This window comes from Pseudomonas piscis (assembly GCF_009380155.1).
Lineage (GTDB): Bacteria > Pseudomonadota > Gammaproteobacteria > Pseudomonadales > Pseudomonadaceae > Aquipseudomonas > Aquipseudomonas piscis.
Map to the genome: position 1 here is coordinate 117,761 of NZ_WHUV01000008.1, position 26,908 is coordinate 144,668.

The following is a 26,908-nucleotide window of genomic DNA, read 5'->3' on the forward strand; positions in this document are numbered from 1 at the left end:
CGCCCGGCCATCCGGGTCGGGTCCACCCTCGTGCTGCCACCTGCCGTGTAGAAACTCCCCACCCTGCGGCCGTCACACGGGGCGCCGCCGGGGACTTTCACCCAACCTCCCGTGCTCGACCGCGGCCACAGGCACCCTGGCCAATTTGTGGATGCGCTTGGCCGACTAAGCGGATAGCCACCCCTGCCCCGCTCTCACTCTAATGACCGTACCGATTGGCCTGAATAAAAAAGGTACCGACCATGAGTGGTGCAAGAAGCGTCGAGCAATGGCAGGAGTTCATCCACGGCTGCCTGGATTTTCGCCCCGCTGACGGGGTGTTCCGCATCGCCCGGGAGATGTTCACCGAGCCCGAGCTGTTCGACCTGGAGATGGAGCTGATCTTCGAGAAGAACTGGATCTACGCCTGTCACGAAAGCGAACTGCCCAACAACCACGACTTCGTCACGATGCGGGCCGGACGCCAGCCGATGATCATCACCCGCGACGGCGAGGGCCGGCTCAATGCGCTGGTCAACGCCTGCCAGCATCGCGGCACCACCCTGACCCGGGTCGGCAAGGGCAACCAGTCGACCTTCACCTGCCCCTTCCATGCCTGGTGCTACAAGAGCGACGGCCGCCTGGTGAAGGTCAAGGCCCCCGGCGAGTACGCCGAGGATTTCGACAAGGCCACCCGCGGCCTGAAGAAAGCCCGGATCGATAGCTACAAGGGATTCGTGTTCATCAGCCTGGACGTGAGCGGCGAAGACTCCCTGGAAGACTTCCTCGGCGACGCCAGGATCTTCTTCGACATGATGGTCGCCCAGTCGCCCACCGGCGAGCTGGAGGTGCTGCCGGGCAAGTCCGCCTACACCTACGACGGCAACTGGAAACTGCAGAACGAGAACGGCCTGGACGGTTATCACGTCAGCACCGTGCACTACAACTACGTGGCCACGGTGCAGCATCGCCAGCAGGTCAACAGCGAGACCGGCACCGCCAGCGCCACCCTGGACTACAGCAAGCTCGGCGCCGGTGATGCCGCCACCGACGACGGCTGGTTCGCCTTCGCCAACGGCCACAGCGTGCTGTTCAGCGAGATGCCCAACCCGGCGGTGCGCTCCGGCTACGCCAGCATCATGCCGCGCCTGGTGGAGGAGTACGGCCAGGCCCGGGCCGAATGGATGATGCATCGCCTGCGCAACCTGAACATCTACCCCAGCCTGTTCTTCCTCGACCAGATCAGCTCGCAGCTGCGGATCATCCGCCCCATGGCCTGGAACAAGACCGAGATCATCAGCCAGTGCATCGGGGTCAAGGGCGAGAGCGACGCCGACAGGGAAAACCGCATCCGCCAGTTCGAGGACTTCTTCAACGTCTCGGGCATGGGCACCCCGGACGACCTGGTGGAATTCCGCGAGGCCCAGCGCGGCTTCCAGGCCCGCCTGGAACGCTGGAGCGATGTCTCCCGCGGCCATCATCGCTGGGCCACCGGGCCGACCGCCAACACCCGGAACCTGGACATCCAACCGGCCATGACCGGCACCGAGATCACCCATGAAGGGCTGTACGTCAACCAGCACGAGAACTGGCAGCGCTTTCTCCTCGACGGCCTGCAGCGCCGGCCCCTGAAACTGCGGGAGGCATGACCATGAATGCACAACTGCAATACCGCATCGAACAATTCTTCTATCGCAAGTCCGAGCTGTGCGACGCCCAGGACTGGGACGCCTACCTGCAACTGTTCGCCCCGGACAGCGTGTTCCACCTGCCCCAATGGGATTCCGAGCATGTCTATACCCAGGACCCCAAGCGCGGCATGTCGCTGATCTACTACAGCAACCGCTCGGGCCTGGAGGACCGGGTGTTCCGCCTGCGCACCGGCAAGGCCGCGTCCACCATCCCGATGCCGCGCACCCTGCACACGGTCAGCAACCTGCGCATCGCCCCAGGCGAGCAAGAGCTGCTGCAGGTTCGCCTGAACTGGCACACGTTGTTCTACCGCCTGGCCATCTCCGAGCAGTTCTACGGCCACGCCACCTATGACCTCAAGCCCCACGGCGAGAGCTGGCTGATCCAGCGCAAGCACGTGGTGCTGCTCAACGACCAGATCAACTCGGTGCTGGATTTCTATCACCTCTGACTCGACGGATATTCTCCATGACGCACAAGGTCGCGTTCAGCTTCGCCGACGGCAAGACCCTGTTCTTCCCGGTGCACGCCAATGAAATATTGCTCGACGCCGCCCTGCGCAACGGCATCAAGATCCCCCTGGACTGCCGCGAAGGGGTGTGCGGCACCTGCCAGGGCCGCTGCGAGGCGGGCCAGTACAGCCAGGACTACGTGGACGAAGAGGCGCTGTCGGCCCAGGACCTGGCGCAGCGCAAGATGCTCAGCTGCCAGACCCGGGTGCAGTCCGATGCGGCGTTCTACTTCGACTTCGATTCCAGCCTGTGCCACGCCGCCGAGCCGGTGCGCTATCGCGCCTCGGTCCAGGAGGTGTGCCAGGTTTCGGACAGCACGGCGATCCTGCGCCTGGACCTTGGGGCCAACCCGGCCCCGCTGGACTTCCTGCCCGGCCAGTACGCCCGCCTGGGCATCCCCGGCACCGGCACCAGCCGCGCCTATTCCTTCGCCAACCGCCCGGCGGCGGACCAGCAGTTGCAGTTCCTGATCCGCCTGCTGCCCGACGGGGCGATGAGCAACTACATCCGTGAGCGTTGCCAAGTGGGCGACAGCCTGGAACTGGAAGCGCCGCTGGGCGCCTTCTACCTGCGCCAGGTCAGCCGCCCGCTGCTGCTGGTGGCCGGCGGCACGGGGCTGTCGGCGTTGCTGGCGATGCTCGAGCAGGTCGTCGAGCAAGGCTGCCAGCAACCGGTGCACCTGTACTACGGGGTGCGCCACAGCGCCGACCTGTGCGAACTGGAGCGCATCCGGGCCTACGGCGAACGCCTGCCCGGGTTTCGCTTCACCCCGGTGATCAGCGATGCCGATCCGGCCTGGACCGGCAAGCGCGGCTACATCAGCGAACACTTCGACACCGAGGAGCTGCGCACCAGCGAGGCCGACATGTACGTCTGCGGGCCACCGCCGATGGTCGATTCGATCCGCGCCTGGCAGCAGCAACAGGGCCTGGAGCACATCCAGCTGTATTACGAGCGCTTCACCGACAGTACCAACTGACTCCATCGGCGATCGCCCAACGCCCTGCCAGGACACCGGACACCGCCCGACCACAGGTCGGCCCAGCGGCAGATGGCAGCAAGAACAGGGACTTGGGCGTGTTCGGCTTTACTACGGGAGCTTGACGCGGAGTAATATCTGATCCCGTCGACAATAAGACGCGGCCGCTGCCTGCATCCGGGTAGCGGTCCTGATAACAACTAGAAGAGAGCGCAAGTTAGTGGATCAGACCTTGAAGCAGGGTGAACTCAAGCGTGGCTTGAAGAACCGCCATATTCAGCTGATCGCCCTGGGTGGGGCGATCGGCACCGGACTCTTCCTCGGCTCGGCCGGGGTCCTGAAGTCCGCCGGACCCTCGATGATCCTGGGTTATGCGATCGCCGGATTCATTGCCTTCCTGATCATGCGCCAATTGGGCGAGATGATCGTCGAAGAGCCGGTGGCCGGCTCCTTCAGCCATTTCGCCCACAAGTACTGGGGCGGCTACTTCGGGTTCCTTTCCGGCTGGAACTACTGGGTGCTGTACGTGCTGGTGGGCATGGCCGAACTCACGGCGGTGGGCAAGTACATCCAGTTCTGGTGGCCGGAAATCCCCACCTGGGTCAGCGCCGCGGTGTTCTTCGTGCTGGTCAACCTGATCAACATGATGAACGTGAAGTTCTACGGCGAGGCCGAGTTCTGGTTCGCCATCATCAAGGTGGTGGCCATCGTCGGCATGATCGTGCTGGGCTGCTACATGCTGTTCAGCGGTAGCGGCGGCGCCCAGGCCTCGGTGAGCAACCTGTGGTCCCATGGCGGCTTCTTCCCCAACGGCGGCACCGGCCTGCTGATGGCCATGGCCTTCATCATGTTCTCCTTCGGCGGCCTGGAGCTGGTGGGCATCACCGCCGCCGAAGCCGCCGAACCGCGCAAGGTGATCCCCAAGGCCATCAACCAGGTGGTCTACCGGGTCCTGATCTTCTACGTCGGCGCCCTGGCGGTGCTGCTGTCGCTGTACCCGTGGGACGAGCTGCTGGTGAGCCTCAACGCCGGCGGCGATTCCTACAGCAGCAGCCCCTTCGTGAAGATCTTCGCCCTGATCGGCAGCGACGCGGCGGCGCAGGTCCTCAACTTCGTGGTCCTGACCGCGGCGCTCTCGGTGTACAACAGCGGCGTGTACTGCAACAGCCGCATGCTCTACGGCCTGGCCGAACAGGGCGATGCCCCGCGCGCGCTGATGAAGCTCAACAAGCAGGGCGTACCGGTGCTGGCCCTGGGTATCTCGGCGCTGATCACCATGCTCTGCGTGCTGGTCAACTACCTGGCTCCGCACGAAGCGCTGGAGCTGCTGTTCGCCCTGGTGGTGGCCGCCCTGATGATCAACTGGGCGCTGATCAGCCTGACCCACCTGCGCTTTCGCAAGGCCATGGCCGAGCAAGGCGTGGTGCCTTCGTTCAAGGCCTTCTGGTCGCCGTTGAGCAACTACCTGTGCCTGGCCTTCATGGTCATGATCATCGGCGTGATGCTGATGATCCCGCCGATCCGCGCCTCGGTGTACGCGATCCCGGTGTGGATCGCGCTGATCTGGGTGTTCTACCGCCTGAGCCAGGCGAAGAAAGCCAGCCAACCGGCCCTGCGCTGACCCCATCAGGGGCCGCGTGCAGGCCCCTGTGCAAAGCCAAGCCCGGCCTTGCTCCAAGGCCGGGCTTTTTCATGCCCACCGGAAAAGTGGTCTGCTGCCATCTACACAAGCGGCCTGAAATTCCAGGCCGCTCGCTCTCTAGAATCGACGCTCTTCCCGGCGATATCGGCCCGGGAACCGGATCCTGGATGGAGAGTGGCATATGAGCAGAACGACCGCGGGCCTGAGGCCGAGCGATTTCTTTTCCCCCACGGTGGCGGCGCTGATCTCGGTGCTGGTGAACTATGGCGGGACCTTCGTCCTGGTGCTCCAGGCCGCTGAACTGGCCCACCTGACGCCGGCCCAGACCGCCTCCTGGGTCTGGGCCGTGTCTGTGGGCGTGGGCGTCACCGGTCTCTGGCTGAGCCTGCGCCACCGGGCTCCGATCATCACCGCCTGGTCGACACCCGGGGCGGCGTTCCTGGCCACGGTACTGCCTGGCACGCCCTACGCCGAAGCGATCGGCGCCTACATGGTCTCGGCCCTGGGCTTCATGCTCCTGGGCCTGTCCGGGGCCTTCGACAAGCTGGTGCGGCTGATTCCCCAGGGGATCGCCGCAGGTTTGTTGGCCGGCATCCTGCTGCAGTTCGGGATCAATGCCTTTGGCGGCGCCAGCAGCGATCCCTGGCTGGTGATGGTGCTGCTGGTGTCCTATGCACTGCTGCGGCGCTTCACCTCGCGGTTCGCCGTGGTGGGTATCCTGCTCATCGGCCTGGGCCTGTTGGTGGCCCAGCAGCGGATCGACTTCGGCGCCTTGCAGCCGAGCCTGGCGACGCCGCTGTTCACCGCTCCGCAATTCTCCGTCCAGGCCCTGCTCGGGGTGGCGCTGCCGCTGTTCGTCATCACCCTGACCGGCCAGTACATGCCGGGCATGCTGGTGCTGCGCAACGATGGCTTCGCCACCAGCGCCAACCCGCTGCTCAGGGTCACCGGGCTGGGCTCGCTGCTGATGGCGCCGTTCGGTGCCCATGCCTTCAACGTGGCGGCGATCACCGCCGCCATCTGCACCGGCAAGGATGCCCACCCGGACCCGAGCAAGCGCTACCTCGCCGGCATCGCCTGCGGGCTGCTGTACATCCTGGTGGGGACCTTCGGCGTGACCCTGGCCAGCCTGTTCCTGGTGCTGCCCAAGGCGTTCATCGGCACCCTGGCGGGCCTGGCGCTGCTGGGCGCCATCGGCGGCAGCCTGGGCAACGCCATGGCCGATGCCAGGACCCGGGAAACCGCGCTGATCACCTTCCTCGCCACGGCGGCCAATGTCACCTTGCTGGGCATCGGCGGGGCATTCTGGGGGCTGCTGGCCGGCTTGACCGCCCACCTGCTGATCCATGGCCGGTATCGCCGCTTCAGCGCCAGCAACGCACGCTCCTGAGGCTGGCTAAGGGGTTCGCAGGGCCTGCCCCAGGCGCGCCATGGCGGCATCGATTTCATGGGCGCTCAGGGACGCATAACCCAGCAGCCAGCCTTGCTCCTTGTGTTCGCCGGCATACAGCCGGCTGAGCCCTGGCAGTTGCAGGCCGATGGCAGCCGCCCGGCGCTGGGTCTCGTGCTCGGTCCAGCCGGGCTCCAGCAGGCAGGGGATCTGCAGGCCGCCTGGCGGCGGCAAGGCCCGGGCGATGCCCGCCAGATGGCGCTCGATGGCCTCGAGCATGGCCTGCCGACGGCCGGCGTAGAGCTTGCGCATGGCCCGCACGTGAGCGTTGTAGTGCCCCTCCTCCATGAACCGCGCCAGGGTCAGCTGGAGGATCTGCGGAGTGTGGCCGTCCATGATGCTGCGGGCCGCGCTGAAGGGCGCCACCAACTCCTCGGGCAGGACCATATAGCCCATGCGCAGACCGGGGTACAGGGTCTTGCTGAAGGTGCCGATGTACAGCGTCCGCTGGTAGGGGTCCAGGCCCTGGACGCAGGCGGTGGGCAAGCCGTCGTAGTGGAACTCGCTGTCGTAGTCGTCCTCGATGATCCAGCGTTGGTGCTCGGCGGCCCAGCGGGTCAGTTCCAGCCGGCGCTCCAGGGCCAGGGTGGCGCCACTGGGGTATTGGTGCGATGGGGTCACATAGACGCACTGGGCGCCGCTGCGGTCGGCCCGCAGCAGGTCGGTGCGCAGGCCCTGGGCGTCGACCTCGATGGGCACGATCCGCGCCTCGGCGGCTTCGAAGGCCTTGCGGGCGCCGAAGTAGCCGGGGTTCTCCATCAGGATCGGCTTGCCGGCGTCCACCAGCAGTTGGGCACACAGGAACAGCGCCTGGCGGGTACTGCTCAACACCAGGATCTGCCCCGGCACCACCTTGGCCCCGCGCTCCAGGTTGAGGTAGGCGGCGATGGCCTTGCGCAGCGGCTCGGCGCCTTGCGGATCGCCATGCAGCAGCACCGTGGCGCGGGATTCCTTGAGCACCTGGCGCTGCAGGCGCTCCCAGGCCGCCAGCGGAAAGCTGCGGGTTTCCGGCAGGCCCGTGGCAAAGGCACGGACCACTTGCTGGTCGCTGACCCCGCCGCGCTCGAACAGCACCCGCCCCCGGCGGCTCAGGCCCGAACCCGGCTCCCGGGCACTGGACGGTTGCTCCTGCCAGCGCAGGCGACGACGCGCCGCGCCGCGCAACTGGGCGCCGATGGTCTGGCTGACATAGCTACCGGATCCTTCGCGGCGGACGATGAAGCCATCGCGCTGCAACTGCACATAGGCGTTCTCCACGGTATCGCGCGATACCCCCAGGGACTTGGCCAGGGCCCGGGTCGCCGGCAGCTTCAACCCCGGGTCGAGGGCGCCATCGAGGATCAGCCCGCACAGGGCGCGCTGGATGCGCTGATGCAGGTCCAACGCCTGGAACTCCGGGTCGTTGAGCCGCATGTTCAGGGTCTCGAGTTCGAATATCTGGGCCATGTGGTCTGCCTGGGCAAGTGAAAGTCCGCCTGAAGGGCAGCCACTTTAACCCCGGGAACCTGGTCGGTCACCTGCTGGCCGGCCGATGAAAACGCCCTGGCAGGCGTAATGCCGATCCGTCGAGGAAAGGCCAGGAGCGAGGCTTGCCCGCGATGGACTTCAGGGCGCTGCGTTCATCCAGTAAACACGCGCTGGCGTTAACGAGCATCGCGAGCAATCGAGCGTCGAGCCGCTGCTCCTACAGGGGACCACCGCGCTTAGGTGAACAGGCTGGCAGGGCGCTGGCCTGGGTCATTGCGGGTAGCGTACGCGCCACAACTCGGGGAACAGCACGGTATCGAGCATCTTGCGCAGGTAGCCCACGCCCTCGGTTCCGCCGGTGCCGGGCTGGAAGCCGATGATCCGCTCCACGGTGGTCACATGGCGGAAGCGCCACTGGCGGAACGAGTCTTCGAGGTCGATGAACTTTTCCGCCAGCTGGTACAGGTCCCAGTATTTCGCAGGATCGGCATACACCTGGCGCCAGGCCGCCTCCACCGACGGATCATGCTGGGTCGCGCTGGTGCTGTTGAGCGCCAGGCGCTGCGGATCGATGTCCAGGCCGCTGCGGGCCATCAGGGCGATCGCCTCGTCGTACAGCGACGGGGTGGCGATGGATTCCTGCAGCGCCTGCAGCAGCTCGGGACGGTGGGCATGGGGACGCAGCAGCGCCGCACTCTTGTTGCCCAGGATGAATTCGATATCGCGGTACTGGAACGACTGGAAGCCCGAGGACTGGCCCAGGTACGGACGGATGGACTTGTATTCCGAAGGGGTCATGGTGGCCAGCACCGCCCAGGCATGTACCAACTGGTCGAAGATCCGCGAGACCCGCGCCAGCATCTTGAACGCCGGCGCCAGCTGGCTCTGGCGCACCTGCTCACGGGCGGCCTTGAGTTCGTGGAGCATCAGCTTCATCCACAGCTCGGAGGTCTGGTGCTGGATGATGAACAGCATCTCGTTGTGGTCTGGCGACAACGGATGCTGGGCGCTGAGGATGCGCCCCAGGTCCAGGTAGTCGCCGTAGCTCATGGAGTCGGAGAAATTCAGCTGGGCGTTATGCCATTCATCCGGTGGATTGCTTGAAAAAGGACATTGGCTCATCGCGTGGGCTCCTCGTCTCGGTCGGCTGGGTCCGGCACCTGTGCCTGGGCAAGGGTGCGCGAGTGGCCCGCCGTATTAGTTATTGTAGGAATCAATCGGCCAACGGGCGCAGGATCGCCCGCACCGGACTGGCATCCAGGTGGGCGAAGCGCAGTGGCAGGGCAATCAGTTCGTAGTCGCCTTCGGGCACCTGGTCGAGCACCACTCCTTCGAGGATCGCCATGCCATGCCGGGCCACGGCGTTGTGGGCATCCATGGTCTTGGACTGTTGCGGGTCCAGGGAGGGTGTGTCGATGCCCACCAGGCGCACACCGAGGCTGGCCAGCAAGTCGATGGTGGCCTGGGCGACGGCGGTGAAGTCAGGATCCCAGGCGCTCAGCGGAGCCTCACGATAGGTCCGCAGCAGCACTCGCCGGGGCAGGTCGTCCAGGCGCCCGAGCAAGTCCTCGGGTTGCACCAGCGGGCCGCTGCCCAGGCAGTGCAGGACCCGGCACGGCCCCATGTACACATCCAGCGGTACTTCGCCGATGGGCAAGCCGTCAGGGCGGTAATGCAGCGGCGCATCGACATGGGCGCCGGTGTGGGGGGACAAGGTGATACGCCCGACATTCACCGGGCACTCGGGCCCGAACTGCCAGACGCGCTCCTCCTGGAATGGGGTATCCCCCGGCCAGGTCGGGGTCGCGGTACTCAAGGGTGGGCTGATATCCCACCAGCGGGGAGTGTTTTCCATGGGTGCGGCTCTCGGTCGGTCCGGACTGAATGATACGAGCGAAGCCGGTAAAGATTCTTGCGAAATAACGCGAGCAACCCTGGATGTTTCGCAAGAACTGCCAATAAAGCCGGATTTGGCGGATGAATCTTTCAAGCCTGCAAGCAGCTCCAAGCCCCCGGTGCAGCGTTTCTGGATAGCTGGGTGTCGAGTCCAGGCATCCCCACTGGCGCCGTGCGCTATAGGGTGCGCTTTCCAGTTCGCGACCTGCCAGGAGCACAGCATGTCCAAGCCCATCACCGTTCTGCGCGATACCCATCCACTGCCAGTCCTCGACGCCTGCAAATGGGAAAAACTCGAAGGCGATCCCCATACCGTCAACCTCAACGCCTACACCAGCGAAGATGGCAGCAAGATCATGGGCACCTGGATCTGCACCCCGGGCAAATGGCGGGTGGCCTACGAGAAATGGGAGTACTGCCACTTCCAGGAGGGCTACTGCGTGATCACCCCGGATGGCCAGGAGCCGATCCACCTGCGAGCCGGCGACATTTTCGTGGTCGAGCCCGGCATGCGGGGCACCTGGGAAGTGGTGCAGACCGTGCGCAAGTATTTCGTGTTCGCCTGAGTCCTGCCGTACAAGGCGAGGCAGCGTCCGGCCGGTCCACCCGGCCTGGCGACGCCCGGCTCGGCGCAACCTGCCAAATGTCGTTATAATCTCTGCCAAATGGCAAAGGCAGGAGTCACGTCCATGGTTGCAATGACCGGTAGCGACATCGCCGTGAAACGACGCGGCAAACCCGTATTGAAGGATCGGACCTCGGAGATCCTGCTCGGTGGCCGGGCGCGTTTCGACGACCGCATCTCCATCTATCGCCTGACCGAGGAAGGCATTCCGCTGGCGGCGATCGTCAAGTTCGTGTCTTCGGTGCCCATGCTCAAGGACGAACAGGTCCTGGCCAAGATCATCGGCCTGTCCGAGCGCACCCTGCACCGGCGCCTGAAGACTCCCGACGAACCGCTGAACCCGGAGCAGAGTGCCCGGGCGGTGCGCTTCGCCCAGGTCCTGTCCAAGGCCCAGGAGATCTTCGGCAGCAGCGAACAGGCCCAGGACTGGATGGCCAAGCCGGTGATGGCCCTGGACGGCCACAAGCCGGTGGACCTGCTGACCAACCCCATCGGCTTCGAGCTGGTGGATGAGTTCCTCACCCGCCTGGAATACGGGGTCTATCAGTGATCAGCGTCCCCGGCGGCAGTGCCGTCCACTTCTGGCGCCTAGACGCCGCGCAGCACGCCGACAGCTGGGACAGCGGCATCGGCGCCGAGCTGTGCGGCGGGCGCTGGAACTCCAAGGGGGTCAAGGCCGTGTACGGCAGCGCCGACCCTGCCACGGCGATCCTCGAGGTGGCCGTGCACAAGGGGTTCGCCGCGCTCGACCAGGTGCCCCATGTGCTGACCGGGGCGCTGATCCACGACCCGTCGACCATCTACCGCCTGGACGAAGGCCGCGTGCCCAATCCCAACTGGCTGGTGCCGGGCATTCCCAGTGCCGGCCAGCAGCAATTCGCCGACCAGTTGCTGGCCGAGCATCCCTTCGTGCTGGTGCCCTCCTCGGTTTCGCGCCACAGCTGGAACATCCTGATCAACCCGCTGTTGGCCAAGGGGTTGTACCAGGTGGTGATCCAGGAGCGCTTCGGCCTCGATACCCGCCTCAATCCGCCAGCGCGCACTCCGGCTGGCCGGCCCAACTGAGCGGGCAAAAAAAACGGGAAGCCGCCCGACGCGGATTCCCGGAAACGCCCCCATTCGGGGGGCTGCGATCATGAGACGGTATTCGTGGCGAGGACTTGGCCCCCGCCACGCAAAGGGCTACTGCGGCTTGCGGTAGCTGTTGACGATGGCCGAGAAGTCCTTGCCACCTTCCCCGCGCTGGCTCATGGCCTGGTACAGCTGCTGGGCCACCGCGCCCAGCACCACCGGCTGATGGGCCTGGCGGGCAGCCTCGGTGGCCAGCCCCAGGTCCTTGAGCATCAGCTCGGCGCCAAAACCGCCGGTGTAGCCGCGCGCGGCAGGCGCGGTCTCGATCACTCCCGGCCACGGGTTGTAGGTGTCGGAGCTCCAGCAACGCCCGGTGGAGCTGTTGATGATCCCGGCCAGCACCTTGGTGTCGATACCCAGGGCATCACCCAGGGCCATGGCTTCGCTGACGCCGATCATCGAGATGCCCAGCAGCAGGTTGTTGCAGATCTTGGCGATCTGTCCGGTGCCGACCTCGCCACAGTGCACGATATTGCGGCCCATCTGCGCCAGTACCGGCTGCAGGGTGGCGAACAGCTCGGCGCTGGCCCCGACCATGAAGGTCAGGGTTCCGGCCTGGGCGCCGCCAGTGCCGCCGGAAACCGGCGCGTCGGCCATGGCCACGCCCTGCTTGGCCGCGGCATTGGCCACTTCGCGGGCGGTCTGCGGGTCGATGGTGCTGCAGTCCACCGCCGGCACGCCACGGGCGATGCCCGCCAGCACGCCGTCTTCGCCGAGCCAGACGCTACGCACATGGGCGGCGGCCGGCAGCATGGTGATCACCAGTTCGGCGCCTTCGGCGGCGGCCTTGGGCGAGGCGCTGATGCGCCCGCCCAGTTGCGCCAGCTCGGCCAGCACGCTCTGGTTGAGATCGAACAGGTTCAGCTGGTGGCCGGCCTTGATCAGGTTGCGGGCCATGGGCGCGCCCATGTTGCCCAGGCCGATGAATGCGATGTTCATGTCAGGCTCCTCAACGCAGGCTGATGGTGGTGTTCACACCGTCGTTGACGCTGTCATCGTCGAACCAGCGGCTGGTGACGGTCTTGGTCTGAGTGTAGAACTGCACCACTTGCTTGCCGTACGGACCCAGGTCGCCGAGCTTGGAACCGCGCGAACCGGTGAAGCTGAAGAACGGTACCGGCACCGGGATCGGGATGTTGATCCCCACCTGGCCAACGTCGATTTCGCTCTGGAACTTGCGTGCCGCCGCGCCGCTCTGGGTGAACAGGCCGGTGCCGTTGCCGAAGGGGTTGGCGTTGACCAGGGCGATGGCCTGGTCGAGGGTGTCGACTTCCAGCACCACCAGCACCGGGCCGAAGATTTCCTGGGTGTAGATCTGCATGTCGGTGGTCACCCCGGAGAACAGGGTCGGGCCGACGAAATTGCCTTGCTCGTAGCCCGGGACCTTGACGTCACGGCCGTCCAGCTCGAGCTTGGCGCCTTCCTTGATACCGCTTTCGATCAGGCCCAGCACGCGCTCCTTGGCCCGTTTGGAGATCACCGGGCCGACATCGGTGCCCGGCTCGCAACCGGCGTTGACCTTGAGCTTGCTCGCGGCTTCCTTGATGTCCGGCAGCCATTCACGAGCCTTGCCCACCAGCACCGCCACCGAGGTGGCCATGCACCGTTGGCCGGCCGCGCCGAACGCCGCACCGGCCAGGGCGTTGACGGTCTGGGTACGGTTGGCGTCAGGCAGCACCACGGCGTGGTTCTTGGCGCCCATCATCGATTGCACCCGCTTGCCATGCTTGCCCGCCAGGTCATAGACATGGGTGCCGACGGCAGTGGAGCCGACGAAGGACACGGCCTTGATGTCGGCGTGGGTGCACAGGGCATCCACCACTTCCTTGCCGCCATGGACCACGTTGAGCACGCCGGCCGGAACTCCCGCCTCCACCGCCAGCTCCACCAGCAACATGGTGGACAGTGGGTCTTGCTCGGAAGGCTTGAGGACGAAGGTGTTGCCGCAGGCGATGGCCATCGGGAACATCCACAGCGGGATCATCGCCGGGAAGTTGAACGGGGTGATGCCGGCGCACACGCCGATAGGCTGGCGCAGGGTGTAGGTATCCACGCCGCCGGCGACGTTCTCGGCGAACTCGCCCATCTGCAGGGTGCCGATGGAGCAGGCATGCTCGACCACTTCCAGGCCACGGAAAATGTCACCTTCGGCATCGGCGATGGTCTTGCCCTGCTCGGCGCTCAGGACCTGGGCGATACGCTTGGAGTGCTCGCGGATCAGGGCCTGGAGCTTGAGCATGATGCGCATCCGCGCGCCGATCGGGGTCAGTTTCCAGGTCTGGAAGGCGCGTTGGGCCGCGGCGATCGCGGCGTCGACTTCGGCAGCGGTGGCAAACGGCACCTTGGCCAGCACTTCCTGGGTCGCGGGGTTGACGATGTCATGCCATTCCTGGCTCTGGGACTGGACCCATTGACCGTCGATCAACAGCTTGACCTGCTGCAAGGTGGTGCCACCGGACTGGAGGGATGCGTTCATGGGGTCTCCTGACTTCTTGGGTTCTTATGCAGGGAGCCAAGGCATTGCAGGCCTTGAAAAGAGAGGCGTCGCGAGTTGGTGTCGGACTGTTTTTGGAGTATAGATGTGCAAACTTCTAATAAGAACGCACATAAAATCCGGTCCATCATGCAAAAAAACATCACCTCCCTGAGCGGCCTGAACTGGGACGACCTGAAGTTCTTCCTGGAAGTGGCCCGTACCCGCAAGGCCAGCAGCGCGGCCAAGCGCCTGGCGGTGGACTACACCACGGTGTCGCGGCGCATCGGTTCGCTGGAAACCGCCCTGGGCACCCTGTTGTTCGAGAAATCCCGTACCAACGGTTTCGTCCTGACCGCCGAGGGCCAGCGTCTGCTGGGCTACGCCGAGGCCATCGAAAGCACCCTGCACATGGCCTGCGAGCAGGTCTCGGGGTCCGGCGTGGCGCTCTCCGGGCATGTACGGATGGGCTGCACCGAAGGCTTCGGCACCTTCTTCATCACCCCGCAGTTGAGCCACTTCCTCGGCGCCTACCCGGCGATCTCGGTGGATATCCTGCCGCTGCCGCACTTCATCAGCCTGTCCAAGCGCGAGGCCGATATCGTCATCGCCCTGGAGCGCCCGGAGCACGGGCCTTATGTGTGCTGCAAGCTATGCGACTACCGCCTGCAGCTGTACGCCACCCAGGAATACCTCGATCGCCACCCGCCGATCCGCCGCCCCAGCGACCTGGGCGAGCATCAGTTCATCAGCTATGTCGACGACCTGGCCTTCAGCTCCGAGCTGCTGTACCTGGCCAACGTGGTGCCCGGGGCCAGCGCCCACCTGCGCAGCACCAGCGTCATCGCCCAATACGTGGCGGCGCAACAGGGCCGCTCGCTGGCGATCCTGCCGTGCTTCCTCGCCGCCCAGGACCCACGCCTGCTGCCGGTGCTGCCCAAGGAAATCAACCTGACCCGGCAGTTCTGGATGTACTGCCGGGAGGATTTGCGCAAGCTCAAGCGCATCACCTTGCTGTGGGATTACATCAGGGAAGTGACCGAGCAGAACCAGCCCCTGTTGATGGGGGACAGCCGGAACATGTCGTTCAGCGCCCCCTAGATAGCCCTCTGGCACGCGCGCGGCCTGGAGAAACGGCCGTAGGACTACAGCCGCTATAGAGTGGATCGCCGGTCAGTCGGCGATCACCACGATCGATACCCGGCGGTTCTCGGTGCGCCCGGCCGGGGTGCTATTGGAAGCCACCGGCTCGCTGCTGCCCAGGCCGCGCAACTGGATGTTCTCTTCACGCATGCCGGCCTGGGTCAGCACCTTGACCACGCTCTTGGCGCGGCGCACGGAAAGTTGCACGTTGTAGGCCTCCTTGCCCGAGGCATCGGTATGGCCGTCGACCCGCACCTTCTGGATATCGACGCTGAGCAGGGCCGTGCCGATGCGCTGGACGATCGCGGTGCTGGCCGGGTTGAGGCTTTCCACGTCGCTGCCGAACAGGACCTTGCCCGACAGGCCGAAGGCCCAGCCTTCATCCGTCAGTTCGAAGCCCTCCTGTTTCAATACCGCAATCTGCTTCGGGGTCAGCCCCTTGGGCGGCACGCTCTGGCAACCACTCAGGGCCAGCAGGGCCATGAACACCAGGGTGCTGAAAAGTCGAACCGGACGTTGCATCGATGAAAACAAGGGAATTAGCTCCTGTTTTGAACCTGGACGGGGGACTCCGCCCCCACTGTGTGTTGCCCGCCTCGCGCGCCACGCTTGGCCTGGTACATGGCCGCGTCGGCGGCGTTCAACAGACTGCCCGGAGTGGCGCCATGCTCCGGGTACACGGCGATGCCGATGCTCAGCGACGTCAGGATCGACAGGCTGCCAGGCAACTGGATCGGCACCTCCATGCTGCTGATGATCTTGTCGGCGATGCGCTGGGCATCCTCGACCCGGTGCAGCGGCGTCAGCAGCACCGCGAATTCGTCGCCCCCCAGGCGCGCCACCAGGTCGTCCTCACGCAGTTGCGCGCGGATCCGCGTCGCCACCGCCACCAGTACCGCGTCGCCGGCGGCATGGCCGAAGTTGTCGTTGATCTCCTTGAACCGGTCGCTGTCCAGAAACAGCACCGCCATGCGCTCGTTGTGCTTGTTGGCACTGCGCAAGGCGCGGATCAGCCGGCCCTCGAAGAACGCCCGGTTGGGCAGGCCGGTGAGGCTGTCATGGCTGGCCTGGTGGGCCAGGGTTTCGTTTTCGCTCTGCAGGTGGGTCTGCCAGACCTCCAGCTCATCGAGCAGGGCATTGAAGTCATTGCCCAGGTTGTCCAGCTCGGCGATTTGCGCCGGCGGCACCCGCTGGTCGAAGGCTCGTTCGCGCCGGGCCGCGTGGGCCACGTCCGCCAGGCTGCGCAGGGGGCCGGTAATGCCGCGCAATTGCCGGCGCGCCAGGTACAGCGCCGCCCAGGCGCTCAAGGCGATGCACAGCACGATGCCCACCAGGCCGCTGAAGAGGAAACGCAACAGGTTGCCGCCATGGCCGGTGACGTTGACCGTGCCGATCTCCTGGCCCTGGCGGAAGATCGGCAGGCTGATGGGTTTTTCCAGGAAGGCACTGGCGATGTGCATTTCCAGGTTGGCCAGCAGGCCGCTGTCGGGGCGCTGCCAACTGGCCAGCAACTGGCCCTGGCTGTCGTACACCTTGGCATCGGCCACCTCTTCGGTGGAGGCGATCAGGGCCAGGGAGTCGGCGGCCGCGCCGCTGTCGTTGAACACTACCGCGGCTTCCACCGTGTAACTGATGGAGCGGGCGATCAGGTGCAGGTTGTGGTCGGCGTACACCCGCAGCGCCAGCACGCCCAGGCAGGTCAGGGACAAGCTGGCCAGGCCGATCGCCAGCAAGGCGACCGCCAGGTGGCCGCGACCTATGACCGACCGCAACGTGGGACGGGGGTTGGGCTTGAACAGTTTCATGGCGTGGCCGGGCGTCGACGGGACAGTTGCAGCACGCTGGGATGGATTCTCACCCCACTGCGGGCTACGGAGTCCAGGTTGACCTCGAACGACACCTGGCTGTCGCTGACCCGCAGGCAGAACAGGCTGCCCACGGTGCATTGGTCGCCGCCCTCGCTGATGCTCAGTACCGGCTGGCCAGTCAACGAGCTGAAGAGCCGGGTGCGTTCCTCGACGGTCAGCTTGCCGACATAGACCGAGTCGCAGTCACTGGCGATCTTCGGGTTGCTGGCCAGCAGGCGGCGCACCACTACCGGGCGCCCGGTCGCCTGGGTGGCGCCCTTGAGGAGATCGTCGGTGTATTCGGTGGGACCTACCACGCACAGTCGCAGCTGGGCGGGCTCCACCGGCCAACGTGCGTAGCTGAGGATGCCCAGCACCACCTGCGTCACCGCCTTCGCGCGCTGCTCGGCCAGGCTGACCGGGGCCGAGGGCTCCGGCTGAGCGATGGCCAACAGGCTGAACAGGCAGAGGAAGGTCGACAGCACGCACTGCCGCCACCCTAAAATACGCTCTGTCCTCAAGACAGCCACGTCCATGCAGGGAATCTCGTTGATTTTCACGGAAATGATGCCGCAACGATAGCACAGCCCAGGAAAGTGCCGCGATATCGAAGCGCTGCAAGATGCCTGGAACCGGGGCGTCAGTCCAGCTCCAGCATCAGCCCGCTCAAGCGCTTGACCTTGCGCCGCACTGCCTCCTCGAACACTCCGGCACGGGGCTCGATCAGGCTGAACCAGTCCTTGGCGCGGGTGATTCCGGTGTAGATCAGTTCCTTGGTCAGCACAGGATTCAACGCATCAGGCAGGATCAACGCAGTGTGGGCGAACTCCGAGCCCTGGGACTTGTGCACCGTCATGGCATAGACCGTCTCGATATCATTCAGACGGCTGGGTAGTACCAGGCGCACTCCACCCTGGCCGTCGTTGCGCGGGAAGGCCACGCGCAGCACCTGGCGCCCCCCCTGCTCCGGCAGGTGCAGGGCGATGCCGATATCGCCGTTCATCAGGCCCAGGCCGTAGTCGTTGCGGGTCATCAGCACTGGCCGGCCCTCGTACCACTGCTGGTCGCTGTCGATCAGCCGCGCCTTGAACAGGGCCTGGGTCACGCGCAGGTTGAGGTTCTCCACGCCCCAAGGCCCCTTGCGCACCGCGCACAGCAGCTGGAAGCGGTCGAAGGCCTGCAAGACATGGCGTGCCCAGTCGGTCCAGAGCCGGTCGTCGACAGCAGTGTCGGCGGCGGGACGCTGGCTGCGCAGGACATTCAGGTAGTGACGATAACCTTGCGGCCCCTCGCCGTGACCTTCCAGCAACAGCCGCTCCAGGGCCCGATCCTGTTCGCCCTTGAGACCCAGGCAGTACAGGTCGGCATGACTGCGCGCCGCCAGCAGGCGCCGGGCTTCGTCGGCTTGCTGCTGGTTGACCCAGCGCGCCAGCTGGCCGATGCCGCTGCCTTCGCCGAAGCGCCGGGAGTGACGCAGCATCACCACTTGCTGGGCCAGCGGATGCTGGTGCCCGGTGTCTTCCTGCAAGCCGCTGGTGGAGAGGTCTTCACCGCTGACCGCTTCCAGCCAGGCCCGGGTCCGAGGGTCGTACCAACCGGCCTCGGCATCGCGGCACAGGTCGCCCAGCACCGCCCCGGCCTCCACCGACGCCAACTGGTCCTTGTCCCCCAGCAGCACCAGGCGGGCATGGGCCGGCAAGGCGTCCAGCAGGTTGGCCATCATTTCCAGGTCGATCATCGAGGCTTCATCCACCACCAGTACATCCAGCGGCAGGCGATTGCCGGCGTGATGGCGGAAGTGCCGGGTGCCGGGTCGATTGCCCAGCAGACGGTGCACGGTGGTGACGTCGCTGGGGATCTTTTCCCGTACTTCATCGGCCACCGAAAGCGAGCGAACCTGCAGGCTGATGGACTCGGTCAGACGCGCCGCCGCCTTGCCAGTGGGCGCCGCCAGGCGGATGCGCAGCGGCTTGCGCGCCTCCACCGCCGGCCCCTGGAGCAAGGCCAACAGGCGCACCACGGTGGTGGTCTTGCCGGTGCCCGGGCCGCCGGTGATGATGCTGAACGCGCCCCGAGTGGCCAGGGCGCAGGCGAGCTTCTGCCAGTCGACGGGACCGGATGGCCGGGCCGCGCCGAACAAGTCGTCGAGGCGCCGGGCCAGGTGTTCCGGGGCCGCCTCGGTCTGGGCCAGGCGCTGGCGCAAGGCCTGGTCGATGCGCCGCTCGTAGGCCCAGTAGCGCCTCAGGTACAGGCGCTTGCCCGACAGCACCAACGGCCGTTGCCGGGCGGCCTCGCCATGATCCGCCGCCAGGGCCACCAGCCGGCTGCCGGCCAGCACCTTGCACCAGTGGGCGCCTTCCAGGCTGGCCAGGACCTGGGACGGCAACACCGGGGCGCCGCCCTGCACATCGCCCTCGGGCGGCAGCGACAGGGCGAAATCCGGCTCCTTGAGTGTCTCGAACAGATCCAGGCAAACGTGCCCATGTCCCAACTGATGGCTGGTCAGGGCCGCAGCCATAAGCACCAGCGGGTCGCAGTCCGGGTCCAGTTCATGGAGAAAACCGACGAAGGCCCTGTCCAGGGCCCGCAACCAGCCACGGGCGACCCAACGATCGAGCAACAGCAACAGGTCGGCACAATGGCTCAGCGGCGCCAGGTCCGGGACTTGGGGAACCGGCTCGTCCAGGGCGCCAAACAGGTCCGGGGTCATAGCAGTACTCCCTGCTCCCAGGCCGGTTCGGCCTTGGGTGGCTCGGCCCGGCCCTGGAACATCAGGTCCAGGCGTTCGATCAACTGTCGTGGCGGCCGGGCGAAATACACACCCTGGCTGGCCGAGTGGGTACCGCGCAGGAACAGGTACAAGGCGCCGCCCATGTGCCGGTCGTAGTCGTAGTCGGCCAGGCGGGCTTTCAACTGTCGATGCAGGGCCAGCAGGTACAGCACGTATTGCAGGTCGTAGCGGTTGTCGAGAATCGATTGTTCCATGGCCTGCTCGGTGTAGGCGGCGTCATCGGCGCCCAGCCAGTTGGATTTGTAGTCAGCCACGTAGTAACGGCCGTGGTGCTCGAACGTCAGGTCGATGAAACCCTTGAACATGCCATTGAGCAGCACCGGCTCGGCGGTGACCCGGGCCGCGCCCTGATGAGTCTGCTGGCGCACCAGTTCATCAAGCTTGAGCACATCGACCTTGTGGCTGGCGAACCAGAACTCCATTTCGACCCGGTACTGGTCAAGTTGTCCCAGCACCACCGACGGCTGGCCATCGCCAACGGGCATCGGCGCCTGCAACAGATGCTGCAGCCAGCCGCTCAGGGTCGGGATCCAGCCTTGCCAGCCACGGCGGTTGCAGCGGCGGGCGACGGCATCGGTGATCGCCTCGGGGCTGGCATCGAAACCCTCCTCGCCCGCCCACTCCAACAGGCCATGGAGGAAGGTGCCGGGATTCGGTCCACGGGGGAAACGGTGGATATCGCCACTGCTGGCGATCACTTCCCGAGGGGCCTCGGGATCCAGGCGCTCGTCGTCGAACAGCTTCTGGGCCTGGGGATCGTCCGGCGCCTGGCTGGCACTGCCGAGGGTGTCGCTGATGCGCAGGGCGCTGTAGGACGCGATCCACCAGTGCTCCGCCGCACGTCGTGCGGGCACCAGTGGGGCCAGCAAGCGGGCCGGGTTGCGAGGCGGATGGAAACGCTGGTCATCGACGGCCGGCAACTCGCCCACGCCGATGGCCGGGCAGCCTTGCTGCAGATCCAGCAGCCAACGCTGCAGGCCCGTGGATTCAGTGAGCGCCGCACCGCCCCCCAAGAGATAGCCCAGGGCCGAAAGATGCAGGATGGAACTGCCCTGGTTGCCCCGCTTGAGATCGGCAACCCCCAGCCAGCAGGCATGCCGGGCCCGGGTCAGGGCCACATAGAGCAGGCGCAGGTCCTCGGCCAGGCGTTCTTCGTCGGCCTGGGCGATCAGTTGCTCGGTGGGTCGCAGGCTGACCTGGGGCTTGCCGGCGCCATCGTGGTAATGCAACGGCAAGCGGCTGCCGTCCACCGGTTTGGTGGAACAGATGAATGGCAGGAAGACCAAGGGATACTCCAGGCCCTTGGACTTGTGGATGGTGACCACCTTGACCAGTTGTTCATCGCTTTCCAGGCGCAGGATCTGCTCTTCGCCGGCCTGTCCGGAGAGCGCCAGGTGCTCGGCCAGGTGGCGGATCAGCGCCTGCTCGCCATCCAGCTCGGCAGCGTTCTGCTGCAGCAGCTCGCACAGGTGCAGGAGGTTGGTCAGCACCCGCTCGCCATCGCTGCGGGCCATCAGCGCCTGGGGTAGCTGGAAGTCGTGCAGCAGGCGGCGCAGCATCGGCAGCACGCCCTGGCTGCGCCAGATCCCACGGTAACCACGGAACTGCATGACCCGTGCTTCCCAGGCCAGTTCATCCTGGTTCAGGCGCTCCAGTTCCAGCAGCGGCAGGTCAAGGGTCAGCGAAGCCAGGGCCGCCCGTAGCGGCCGCTCCACATCCGGCTCGGCGCAGGCCTTGAGCCACACCAGCAGGTCGCGGGCCTCCTGGGCGGCGAATACCGAATCCTTGTCCGAGAGGTAGACACTGCGCACGCCACGGGCAGCCAGCTCGGTACGGATGGCCTGGGCCTCCTTGCCGTCGCGCACCAGGATGGCGATGTCCGCAGGCAGCAGGCCCGTGCACCCTTGCTGATCGCGAACGAAACCGCTGCGGCCCTGCTGGCCACCGTTGAGCAAGCCGACGATGGCACTGGCACAGGCGGCGGCCTGTTGCTGGCGATACAAAGCACCGGATACCGGTTGTTCCGAGGGCAGCAGCCAGAAATTCAACGCCGGCAGCGGTTGCCCATCGACCTGCAAACGCTCTTGGCGATCCTGGGCCGCCACGGGCAGGAACGGCACCGGGTTGTTGCCATTGCTCTCGCGGAACAGGAAGGCACCGCGCCCTTGCGGGCGCTGCTCGGCTTGCAGGAAGACATGGTTGACCGCAGCGACCATGGCCTGGCTGGAGCGGAAGTTGGTGCCCAGGGTATGCAAGCGGCCATCGGTGGCCTGGCGCGCTCGCAGGTAGGTATAGATATCGGCGCCGCGAAAGGCATAGATCGCCTGCTTGGGGTCGCCGATCAGGAACAGCCCGGTCGCCGGGTCGTTGTCCTCGATGCGGTAGATGCTCTCGAAGATCCGGTACTGCACCGGGTCGGTGTCCTGGAATTCGTCGATCAGGGCCACCGGGAATTGCTCGCGAATCAGGCTGGCCAGGCGCCCGCCATCGTCATTCTGCAAGGCGCCATCGAGGCGCAACAGCATGTCGTCGAAGCCCATCTCGGCGCGACGGCGCTTCTCTTCCTCGAACCGCGCCCCGACCCACTGCGCCGCGTGTTGCAGCACCGCCGCATCCGGGCTGGGCAAGGCCTCGAGGCTGGCCTTGAGCCCGGCCATGGCATCGAGACCGGGATGGCTGGGAGGCTCGCCCTTCCAGGCTTCGCCCATGCCTTCGGGCGTCAGGCGGCTGAAACCGGTGCCGATATCCAGTTGCTCGAGGCTCTCGTCCTCGGCCCAGGCGCTGATCTTGTCGAACCAGGGCTCGAAATAGCGGGCCTGCATCTTGCGGCCATCGACACTCTTGCTCGCCACCCCTTGCAGGCAGATCTCGCGCAGTTCCTCGGCCCATTGGCGCCAGGGAGCCTTGATCTGCACCAGGGCCGCGCGGCGCTCTTGCAGGCTGGCATCAATCAGCTCGCCGGGCGTCTGGTCCTGTGGATCGCGTCGCTCATTGCCGAACAACGCCCGGACCCGGGGCAGCAGTTCGGCCGGCCCCACCCAATGGCTGCGCACCCAGTTCAGCGCCTCACCTTGCAGCGGATAGCAGAACAGCCGCCAGTAGTCGCGCAGGACCTCGCCCAGCAGATCACTGTGGTCGGTCTCCAGGGTCTGGGTGAACAGGCTGCCGCTGTCGAAAGCGTGCTCACGCAACATCCGTTGGCACCAACTGTGGATGGTGGAAACCGCAGCCTCATCCATCCATTGGGCAGCGATATCCAGGCGGTTGGCGCAGGCCGCCCATTGCTCGGCGCAATACTCTTGGCGCAGTTGCTCGATCAGACCGTCCGGGGCCGGGGTTTCATCGCGGAAGAAGCGGGCGGCCTCGGCCAGGCGGGTGCGGATACGTTCACGCAATTCCTTGGTGGCGGCGTCGGTGAAGGTCACCACCAGGATCTGCGGCGGCAGCAGCTCGCGACCAAAGCCTGCGCTCGTGCCGCCATGGCCCAGCACCAGGCGCAGGTAGAGTGCGGAAATGGTGAAGGTCTTGCCGGTGCCGGCGCTGGCCTCGATCAGCTGGCTGCCACGCAGGGGAAAAGCCAGGGCCAGGGGAGTCTGTACAGTCATGCGCCGGCCTCCTCGCCGAGGGCCGAGCGCCAGGGTGCATCGAGCAGCGGGCGGTAAAGGGTTTCGGCCCAGGCGCTGAAGGTTTCATCGGCAATCAATGCGTTGTAGTCGGCGAACTGCCGGGCCAGGGCCGGGCTTTCACGACGTTCGCCCTGGCTGTTCTGGCCATCGCCATCGTAGGTCTTGCGCGCGGCGGCCGCGGCCTTGTCCGGATCGCCCTGGCCCAGCCAGGCGAAGGCGGTCTTGATCGCCACGGGCAATGGCTGGCGCATGCCCGCCTGCCAGGCGCGCAGCAAGTCCTCGAGGATCTGCCGGGCCACTTGCGACTCCAAAGGAGCCAGCAACAGGCTGTCATCGCTGGCCACCAGCGCGGTGGTCAGGCGGTAATCGCTGGCACAGGCCAGCAAGTGGTTGATCCACGGCTTGATCAGCCGGTGCCATTTGCGGGTTTTGGTGGAGCCGATGGCGTTGGCGATGGTGGTCACCGCCAGCAAGCCACCGTCGGCCCGCTGGTACAGGGCACTGAGCCAGCCTTCGATCCGTACGCCCTGCACTTCCAGGCTGATGGGCAAGGCGCTGGCCAGGGGCGTTGGCCACAGGGCCAACAGCTGCCGATAGCGTTGCAGCAGGTCGGGCAGCGGCTCCATCAACTCCCGCTGCAGGCACTCGCCAAAACCGGCCATGGGCAGCAGGCCGCTGGCCTGGAGACGCTGGGCCTGGTCCTGCAATGCCTGCTCCGGTTGCTCGACATCGGCCAGCGCGGCCGCAAGCAGGCTGTCGCTGAGGTTGTAGCGTTGCAGCGCATCGAGGACGAAGGGTTCTTCATCGGCCAGGGGGGCCTCCATCGCTTCGAAGAACACCTTGAGCCGCTGGCTGAAGAAATGCCGAACCGGGTGGCGCAGGAAATCCTGCAACTGGGCCAGGCTCAGGGGTTCTTCCTGCACGTAGGGCTCCAGGCACTCGGCCACAGCCTGCTCTTCGCGGTCCTGGTGCAGCACCTGCCACTCCCGGGCATAGCTGAACAGCGGATCGCTGTCGTGGAAATAGCGAGCGCTGAAGGGTTGCAACGGATGCTCCTGGGTCAGTTCTTCCAACAGCGATTGGCCGTTGTCCGCCAGGTGCCAACCACTGGCCAGGTGATCGCGCAATTGGCCGATCAGTACCGACGCGGGGCGCTCGCTGTTGTCGCGGATACTGCGGCCGACCCAGCTGATATAGAGCTGGTCACGAGCCGAAAGCAGAGCCTCGAGCAGCAGGTAGCGATCGTCTTCGCGGCGCGAACGATCGCCCGGACGGTAGTCGCTGCCCATCAGGTCGAAGTCCAGCGGCGGCTGGGCCCGAGGATAGTCGCCATCGTTCATTCCCAAAAGGCACACCAGCCTGAAGGGAATGGCACGCATCGGCATCAGGGTGCAGAAATTCACCGCACCGGCGAGGAAGCGCTGGGACAGGCGCCCCTGGTCGAGGCCCGCCAGCCAGGCTTCGCGGACCACGGTCAGCGGCAGCTCATCTTGCAGGCCCACGGCTTCGCAGGTTTCGAGCCAGGTTTCACGCAGGTCTTCCAGTTGGCCCAGCAGGTAGTCGTCATGTTCGGTGCTGGCCAGGAAGAACAGCTCCAGCAGATTGTGCAGGCGTTCGCCCCACTGCTCCGGCGCGGCGGGCTGGCAGAGCTGCTCGTAGGCCAGTTGCAGGGCATCGAGCAGGGCCACCAACGGGCCGATGAGGGCTGCGTCCAGGCCACCGATTTCATCGTAGGGTTCGATTCCGCCACAGGCCGCGGAACGACCGACGGCATAACCCAGCAGCATCCGCCGCAGACCGAAACGCCAGCTGTTCTGCTCCAGCTCCTGGGGCAGGCCCAATTCGGCCCGTTGTTCGGCATTCATGCCCCAACGGATGCCGGCACCTTCGATCCAGCGATGCAGGGTGGGCAAGTCGGCTTCGTCGACGCCGAAACGTGCCCGCAGCGCCGGGACGTCCAGCAGGTCGAGGATTTCGCTGACCGGAAAGCGGCTGTCCGGAAGCTTCAACAGGTGTTCCACGGCGATCAGCAGCGGGTCGCGGCCACGCTGGCCCTGGTCGGTGAGAGTAAAGGGGATGAAGCGCCGGTCATCACGCTCCAGCTGGCCGAACACCGCCCGAATATGCGGTGCGTAGCTGTCGATGTCCGGGACCATGACGATCACATCCCGTGGGCGCAGATCGGGGTCGGCGCTGAAGCGGGCCAGCAACTGGTCGTGGAGGATCTCCACCTCGCGCTGGGCGCTATGGGCAATGTGGAAACGGATCGACTGGTCCTGTTGTGGATCGACCCCTGGCCACAGTTCGCGGGTTTCGCCGAGGGGGCGCAGCTCGAGGATGTCGTCCTGCAGTTGCTGGAGCATGCTGGCAGGGCGGCTCTCGCTGAACAGGTCGATCCGTCCATCGCGAAAGGCCGCGCGATAACTGTTGGGATCGTCGTAGCTGTCCAGCAGGTTGATGTAGTCCCGGCCTTGCTTGCCCCAGGCGGCCAGCAAGGGGTGGGCGTGCTGGTGCAGGGTCTCCGGGTCCAGGGCTTGAGGCATGCCAGCCTTGCGCGCCTGGCGTTTGTACTGGTGGCGCAACAGGTCTTTGTCGGCAACGATATCGGCCCAGTGGTGGCGGCAAGGGTTGTGCACGCAGAGCAACACCTGGCTGAAGCGAGCCAGGCCGGCCAGGGCTTCCAGCACTTGGGCCGGTAATGAGGAGATGCCGAAGACGATCACCCGGGACGGCAAGCCAGAGGGGGCGGTGTGCAGGTGGTTGATGCGTTCGATGAAGCGCTGGTGCACACCTGCACGGCTCTGGGCCATGCCTTCGGTGCCAACATCCAGGAGCAGCGCTCGCCATAGCTCGGCCTGCCAGCAGTTGGCCGAGGTCAGGGGCTTGGGCTCGCCACGGACGTTGCGCAGTTGATGGCGGCCTGCGGCCCAGTCTTCCAGCCAGTCGGCGCGGTACACCTGGTACTGGTCGAACAGGTCGGCCAGGCGCTCGGCCAACTGATAGCGTTTGCGCAAGTCGCTGTCGTGGGTCAGGAAGCGTTGCAGGGGCTCGAAATGGGGCTCGTCGATCAGCTCCGGTAGCAGGCGCATCAATCGCCAGGTCAACGGGGCCTTGTCCAGCAGGGACTTGGGCGGGATTTCGTCGCGTCCCAGTACCTGGCGATACAGCTGCCACATGAAGCTGCCGGGCAATTGCACATCGATGGCAGCAGCGATGCCACAACCGCCGGAGTCATCGTCCTCTGGATCTTCGGCCAGGGCCAGCTTCAACCACTGGGCAATACCGTTGCTCTGGACCAGGGCGATTTCATTTTCCAGGGGAGCCAGTGGGTAACGCCGCATCCAGCTGACCACCAGGCTGCGCAACTCGTCCAGGCGGTTGCCATGAACCACCATGAAACCAGGGGTGATGGACGAGACGTCCGGCATAAGGGCTTCCTTGGAGAATGCAAAAAGCTAGGGCGGAACCTTAGCACTGTCACGGAAGGCTGGCAGCCGAGCCGATCAAAGAGCTGTGGGCCGCTATGATTTTTCGTCCGCGCAAAGACAAAACCCCAACTGCTTTCGCAATTGGGGTTTCGGAATTTAATCTTGACGATGACCTACTCTCACATGGGGAAACCCCACACTACCATCGGCGATGCATCGTTTCACTG

General features: G+C 65.6%; 20 protein-coding genes. 9 read left to right on the forward strand and 11 right to left on the reverse strand.

Going from position 1 to position 26,908, the window contains the following annotated elements; genetic code table 11:
* The first annotated feature begins 242 nt into the window (after window positions 1-242).
* The 5 genes from antA to GDH07_RS30995 all read left to right on the forward strand — a co-directional run bounded on the left by antA (window position 243) and on the right by GDH07_RS30995 (window position 6,194).
* Window positions 243-1,628 carry an anthranilate 1,2-dioxygenase large subunit gene (gene antA / locus GDH07_RS30975; protein ID WP_022638942.1) on the forward strand — a complete coding sequence of 462 codons (1,386 nt, stop codon included), beginning with the start codon at window positions 243-245 and terminating at the stop codon, window positions 1,626-1,628.
* Window positions 1,629-1,630: 2 nt separating this feature from the next.
* Entirely contained in the window at window positions 1,631-2,122 is a 492-nt protein-coding gene (gene antB, locus GDH07_RS30980; RefSeq protein WP_152899761.1) for an anthranilate 1,2-dioxygenase small subunit, read from the forward strand.
* A 17-nt stretch (window positions 2,123-2,139) separates the two neighbouring features.
* Complete coding sequence (gene antC, locus GDH07_RS30985) at window positions 2,140-3,162, forward strand: anthranilate 1,2-dioxygenase electron transfer component AntC (protein WP_152899762.1); 1,023 nt, start codon at window positions 2,140-2,142, stop codon at window positions 3,160-3,162.
* A 220-nt stretch (window positions 3,163-3,382) separates the two neighbouring features.
* Window positions 3,383-4,783: an amino acid permease gene (locus GDH07_RS30990; protein ID WP_031319922.1), complete on the forward strand. Its 1,401-nt coding sequence runs from the start codon at window positions 3,383-3,385 to the stop codon at window positions 4,781-4,783.
* Window positions 4,784-4,985: 202 nt separating this feature from the next.
* Window positions 4,986-6,194 carry a benzoate/H(+) symporter BenE family transporter gene (locus GDH07_RS30995; protein ID WP_152899764.1) on the forward strand — a complete coding sequence of 403 codons (1,209 nt, stop codon included), beginning with the start codon at window positions 4,986-4,988 and terminating at the stop codon, window positions 6,192-6,194.
* A 6-nt stretch (window positions 6,195-6,200) separates the two neighbouring features.
* Here GDH07_RS30995 and pdxR read toward each other — a convergent pair whose 3' ends face one another.
* From pdxR to kynB, 3 genes are all read right to left on the reverse strand, one after another.
* Window positions 6,201-7,700 carry a MocR-like pyridoxine biosynthesis transcription factor PdxR gene (gene pdxR / locus GDH07_RS31000; RefSeq protein WP_152899765.1) on the reverse strand — a complete coding sequence of 500 codons (1,500 nt, stop codon included), beginning with the start codon at window positions 7,698-7,700 and terminating at the stop codon, window positions 6,201-6,203.
* 291 nt (window positions 7,701-7,991) lie between these two features.
* Entirely contained in the window at window positions 7,992-8,843 is an 852-nt protein-coding gene (gene kynA / locus GDH07_RS31005) for a tryptophan 2,3-dioxygenase (protein WP_022642136.1), read from the reverse strand.
* Between the two features lie 91 nt (window positions 8,844-8,934).
* Window positions 8,935-9,576, reverse strand: a complete 642-nt coding sequence (gene kynB / locus GDH07_RS31010) for an arylformamidase (RefSeq protein ID WP_152899766.1) — start codon at window positions 9,574-9,576, stop codon at window positions 8,935-8,937.
* A gap of 262 nt (window positions 9,577-9,838) precedes the next feature.
* Here kynB and GDH07_RS31015 point away from each other — a divergent pair, with 262 nt between their 5' ends.
* From GDH07_RS31015 to GDH07_RS31025, 3 genes are all read left to right on the forward strand, one after another.
* Window positions 9,839-10,183 carry a cupin domain-containing protein gene (locus tag GDH07_RS31015; RefSeq protein WP_085598879.1) on the forward strand — a complete coding sequence of 115 codons (345 nt, stop codon included), beginning with the start codon at window positions 9,839-9,841 and terminating at the stop codon, window positions 10,181-10,183.
* Window positions 10,184-10,306: 123 nt separating this feature from the next.
* Entirely contained in the window at window positions 10,307-10,792 is a 486-nt protein-coding gene (parS, locus tag GDH07_RS31020; RefSeq protein ID WP_053136778.1) for a type II RES/Xre toxin-antitoxin system antitoxin, read from the forward strand.
* Window positions 10,789-11,307 carry an RES family NAD+ phosphorylase gene (locus tag GDH07_RS31025; protein ID WP_022642132.1) on the forward strand — a complete coding sequence of 173 codons (519 nt, stop codon included), beginning with the start codon at window positions 10,789-10,791 and terminating at the stop codon, window positions 11,305-11,307. Before parS ends, GDH07_RS31025 begins: the two co-directional genes overlap by 4 nt.
* 117 nt (window positions 11,308-11,424) lie before the next feature.
* Here the strand turns inward: GDH07_RS31025 and mmsB are convergent, their stop codons facing one another.
* Both mmsB and GDH07_RS31035 read right to left on the reverse strand, forming a co-directional pair.
* The gene (gene mmsB / locus GDH07_RS31030; protein WP_022642131.1) at window positions 11,425-12,312 is read right to left on the reverse strand and encodes a 3-hydroxyisobutyrate dehydrogenase; all 888 of its coding nucleotides are present in this window, start codon (window positions 12,310-12,312) and stop codon (window positions 11,425-11,427) included.
* A 10-nt stretch (window positions 12,313-12,322) separates the two neighbouring features.
* Window positions 12,323-13,849, reverse strand: a complete 1,527-nt coding sequence (locus GDH07_RS31035) for a CoA-acylating methylmalonate-semialdehyde dehydrogenase (RefSeq protein WP_022642130.1) — start codon at window positions 13,847-13,849, stop codon at window positions 12,323-12,325.
* 147 nt (window positions 13,850-13,996) lie between these two features.
* On the opposite strand from GDH07_RS31035, the gene GDH07_RS31040 reads away from it, so the two are divergent.
* Window positions 13,997-14,947 carry a LysR family transcriptional regulator gene (locus GDH07_RS31040; protein ID WP_022642129.1) on the forward strand — a complete coding sequence of 317 codons (951 nt, stop codon included), beginning with the start codon at window positions 13,997-13,999 and terminating at the stop codon, window positions 14,945-14,947.
* Window positions 14,948-15,019: 72 nt separating this feature from the next.
* On the opposite strand, the gene yfiB is transcribed toward GDH07_RS31040, so the two are convergent.
* The 6 genes from yfiB to recC all read right to left on the reverse strand — a co-directional run bounded on the left by yfiB (window position 15,020) and on the right by recC (window position 26,681).
* On the reverse strand, window positions 15,020-15,511 hold the full coding sequence (gene yfiB, locus GDH07_RS31045; RefSeq protein ID WP_425502181.1) for an outer membrane lipoprotein YfiB: 492 nt from the start codon (window positions 15,509-15,511) through the stop codon (window positions 15,020-15,022).
* Between the two features lie 17 nt (window positions 15,512-15,528).
* Window positions 15,529-16,794 carry a diguanylate cyclase DgcN/YfiN gene (dgcN, locus tag GDH07_RS31050; protein WP_022642127.1) on the reverse strand — a complete coding sequence of 422 codons (1,266 nt, stop codon included), beginning with the start codon at window positions 16,792-16,794 and terminating at the stop codon, window positions 15,529-15,531.
* A complete protein-coding gene (gene yfiR, locus GDH07_RS31055; protein WP_031320814.1) occupies window positions 16,791-17,372 on the reverse strand; it encodes a regulatory sequestration protein YfiR in 582 nt (193 codons plus the stop codon). Before yfiR ends, dgcN begins: the two co-directional genes overlap by 4 nt.
* Before the next feature lie 104 nt (window positions 17,373-17,476).
* Window positions 17,477-19,546 carry an exodeoxyribonuclease V subunit alpha gene (gene recD, locus GDH07_RS31060; RefSeq protein ID WP_152899768.1) on the reverse strand — a complete coding sequence of 690 codons (2,070 nt, stop codon included), beginning with the start codon at window positions 19,544-19,546 and terminating at the stop codon, window positions 17,477-17,479.
* Window positions 19,543-23,232: an exodeoxyribonuclease V subunit beta gene (recB, locus tag GDH07_RS31065; RefSeq protein WP_152899769.1), complete on the reverse strand. Its 3,690-nt coding sequence runs from the start codon at window positions 23,230-23,232 to the stop codon at window positions 19,543-19,545. Before recB ends, recD begins: the two co-directional genes overlap by 4 nt.
* A complete protein-coding gene (gene recC, locus GDH07_RS31070; RefSeq protein WP_152899770.1) occupies window positions 23,229-26,681 on the reverse strand; it encodes an exodeoxyribonuclease V subunit gamma in 3,453 nt (1,150 codons plus the stop codon). The genes recB and recC overlap by 4 nt, the downstream gene beginning before the upstream one ends.
* Window positions 26,682-26,908 lie beyond the last annotated feature (227 nt).

Excerpts from the sequence above, each read along its gene's own strand:
- kynB (WP_152899766.1), bottom strand. The coding sequence starts at position 9,576 with ATGGAAAACACTCCCCGCTGGTGGGATATCAGCCCACCCTTGAGTACC.
- GDH07_RS31035 (WP_022642130.1), bottom strand. The coding sequence starts at position 13,849 with ATGAACGCATCCCTCCAGTCCGGTGGCACCACCTTGCAGCAGGTCAAG.
- recC (WP_152899770.1), bottom strand. The coding sequence starts at position 26,681 with ATGCCGGACGTCTCGTCCATCACCCCTGGTTTCATGGTGGTTCATGGC.
- antC (WP_152899762.1), top strand. The coding sequence starts at position 2,140 with ATGACGCACAAGGTCGCGTTCAGCTTCGCCGACGGCAAGACCCTGTTC.
- GDH07_RS31015 (WP_085598879.1), top strand. The coding sequence starts at position 9,839 with ATGTCCAAGCCCATCACCGTTCTGCGCGATACCCATCCACTGCCAGTC.
- parS (WP_053136778.1), top strand. The coding sequence starts at position 10,307 with ATGGTTGCAATGACCGGTAGCGACATCGCCGTGAAACGACGCGGCAAA.
- yfiB (WP_425502181.1), bottom strand. The coding sequence starts at position 15,511 with ATGCAACGTCCGGTTCGACTTTTCAGCACCCTGGTGTTCATGGCCCTG.
- yfiR (WP_031320814.1), bottom strand. The coding sequence starts at position 17,372 with ATGGACGTGGCTGTCTTGAGGACAGAGCGTATTTTAGGGTGGCGGCAG.
- antA (WP_022638942.1), top strand. The coding sequence starts at position 243 with ATGAGTGGTGCAAGAAGCGTCGAGCAATGGCAGGAGTTCATCCACGGC.
- GDH07_RS30995 (WP_152899764.1), top strand. The coding sequence starts at position 4,986 with ATGAGCAGAACGACCGCGGGCCTGAGGCCGAGCGATTTCTTTTCCCCC.
- recB (WP_152899769.1), bottom strand. The coding sequence starts at position 23,232 with ATGACTGTACAGACTCCCCTGGCCCTGGCTTTTCCCCTGCGTGGCAGC.
- kynA (WP_022642136.1), bottom strand. The coding sequence starts at position 8,843 with ATGAGCCAATGTCCTTTTTCAAGCAATCCACCGGATGAATGGCATAAC.
- dgcN (WP_022642127.1), bottom strand. The coding sequence starts at position 16,794 with ATGAAACTGTTCAAGCCCAACCCCCGTCCCACGTTGCGGTCGGTCATA.
- antB (WP_152899761.1), top strand. The coding sequence starts at position 1,631 with ATGAATGCACAACTGCAATACCGCATCGAACAATTCTTCTATCGCAAG.
- pdxR (WP_152899765.1), bottom strand. The coding sequence starts at position 7,700 with ATGGCCCAGATATTCGAACTCGAGACCCTGAACATGCGGCTCAACGAC.
- mmsB (WP_022642131.1), bottom strand. The coding sequence starts at position 12,312 with ATGAACATCGCATTCATCGGCCTGGGCAACATGGGCGCGCCCATGGCC.
- GDH07_RS31040 (WP_022642129.1), top strand. The coding sequence starts at position 13,997 with ATGCAAAAAAACATCACCTCCCTGAGCGGCCTGAACTGGGACGACCTG.
- recD (WP_152899768.1), bottom strand. The coding sequence starts at position 19,546 with ATGACCCCGGACCTGTTTGGCGCCCTGGACGAGCCGGTTCCCCAAGTC.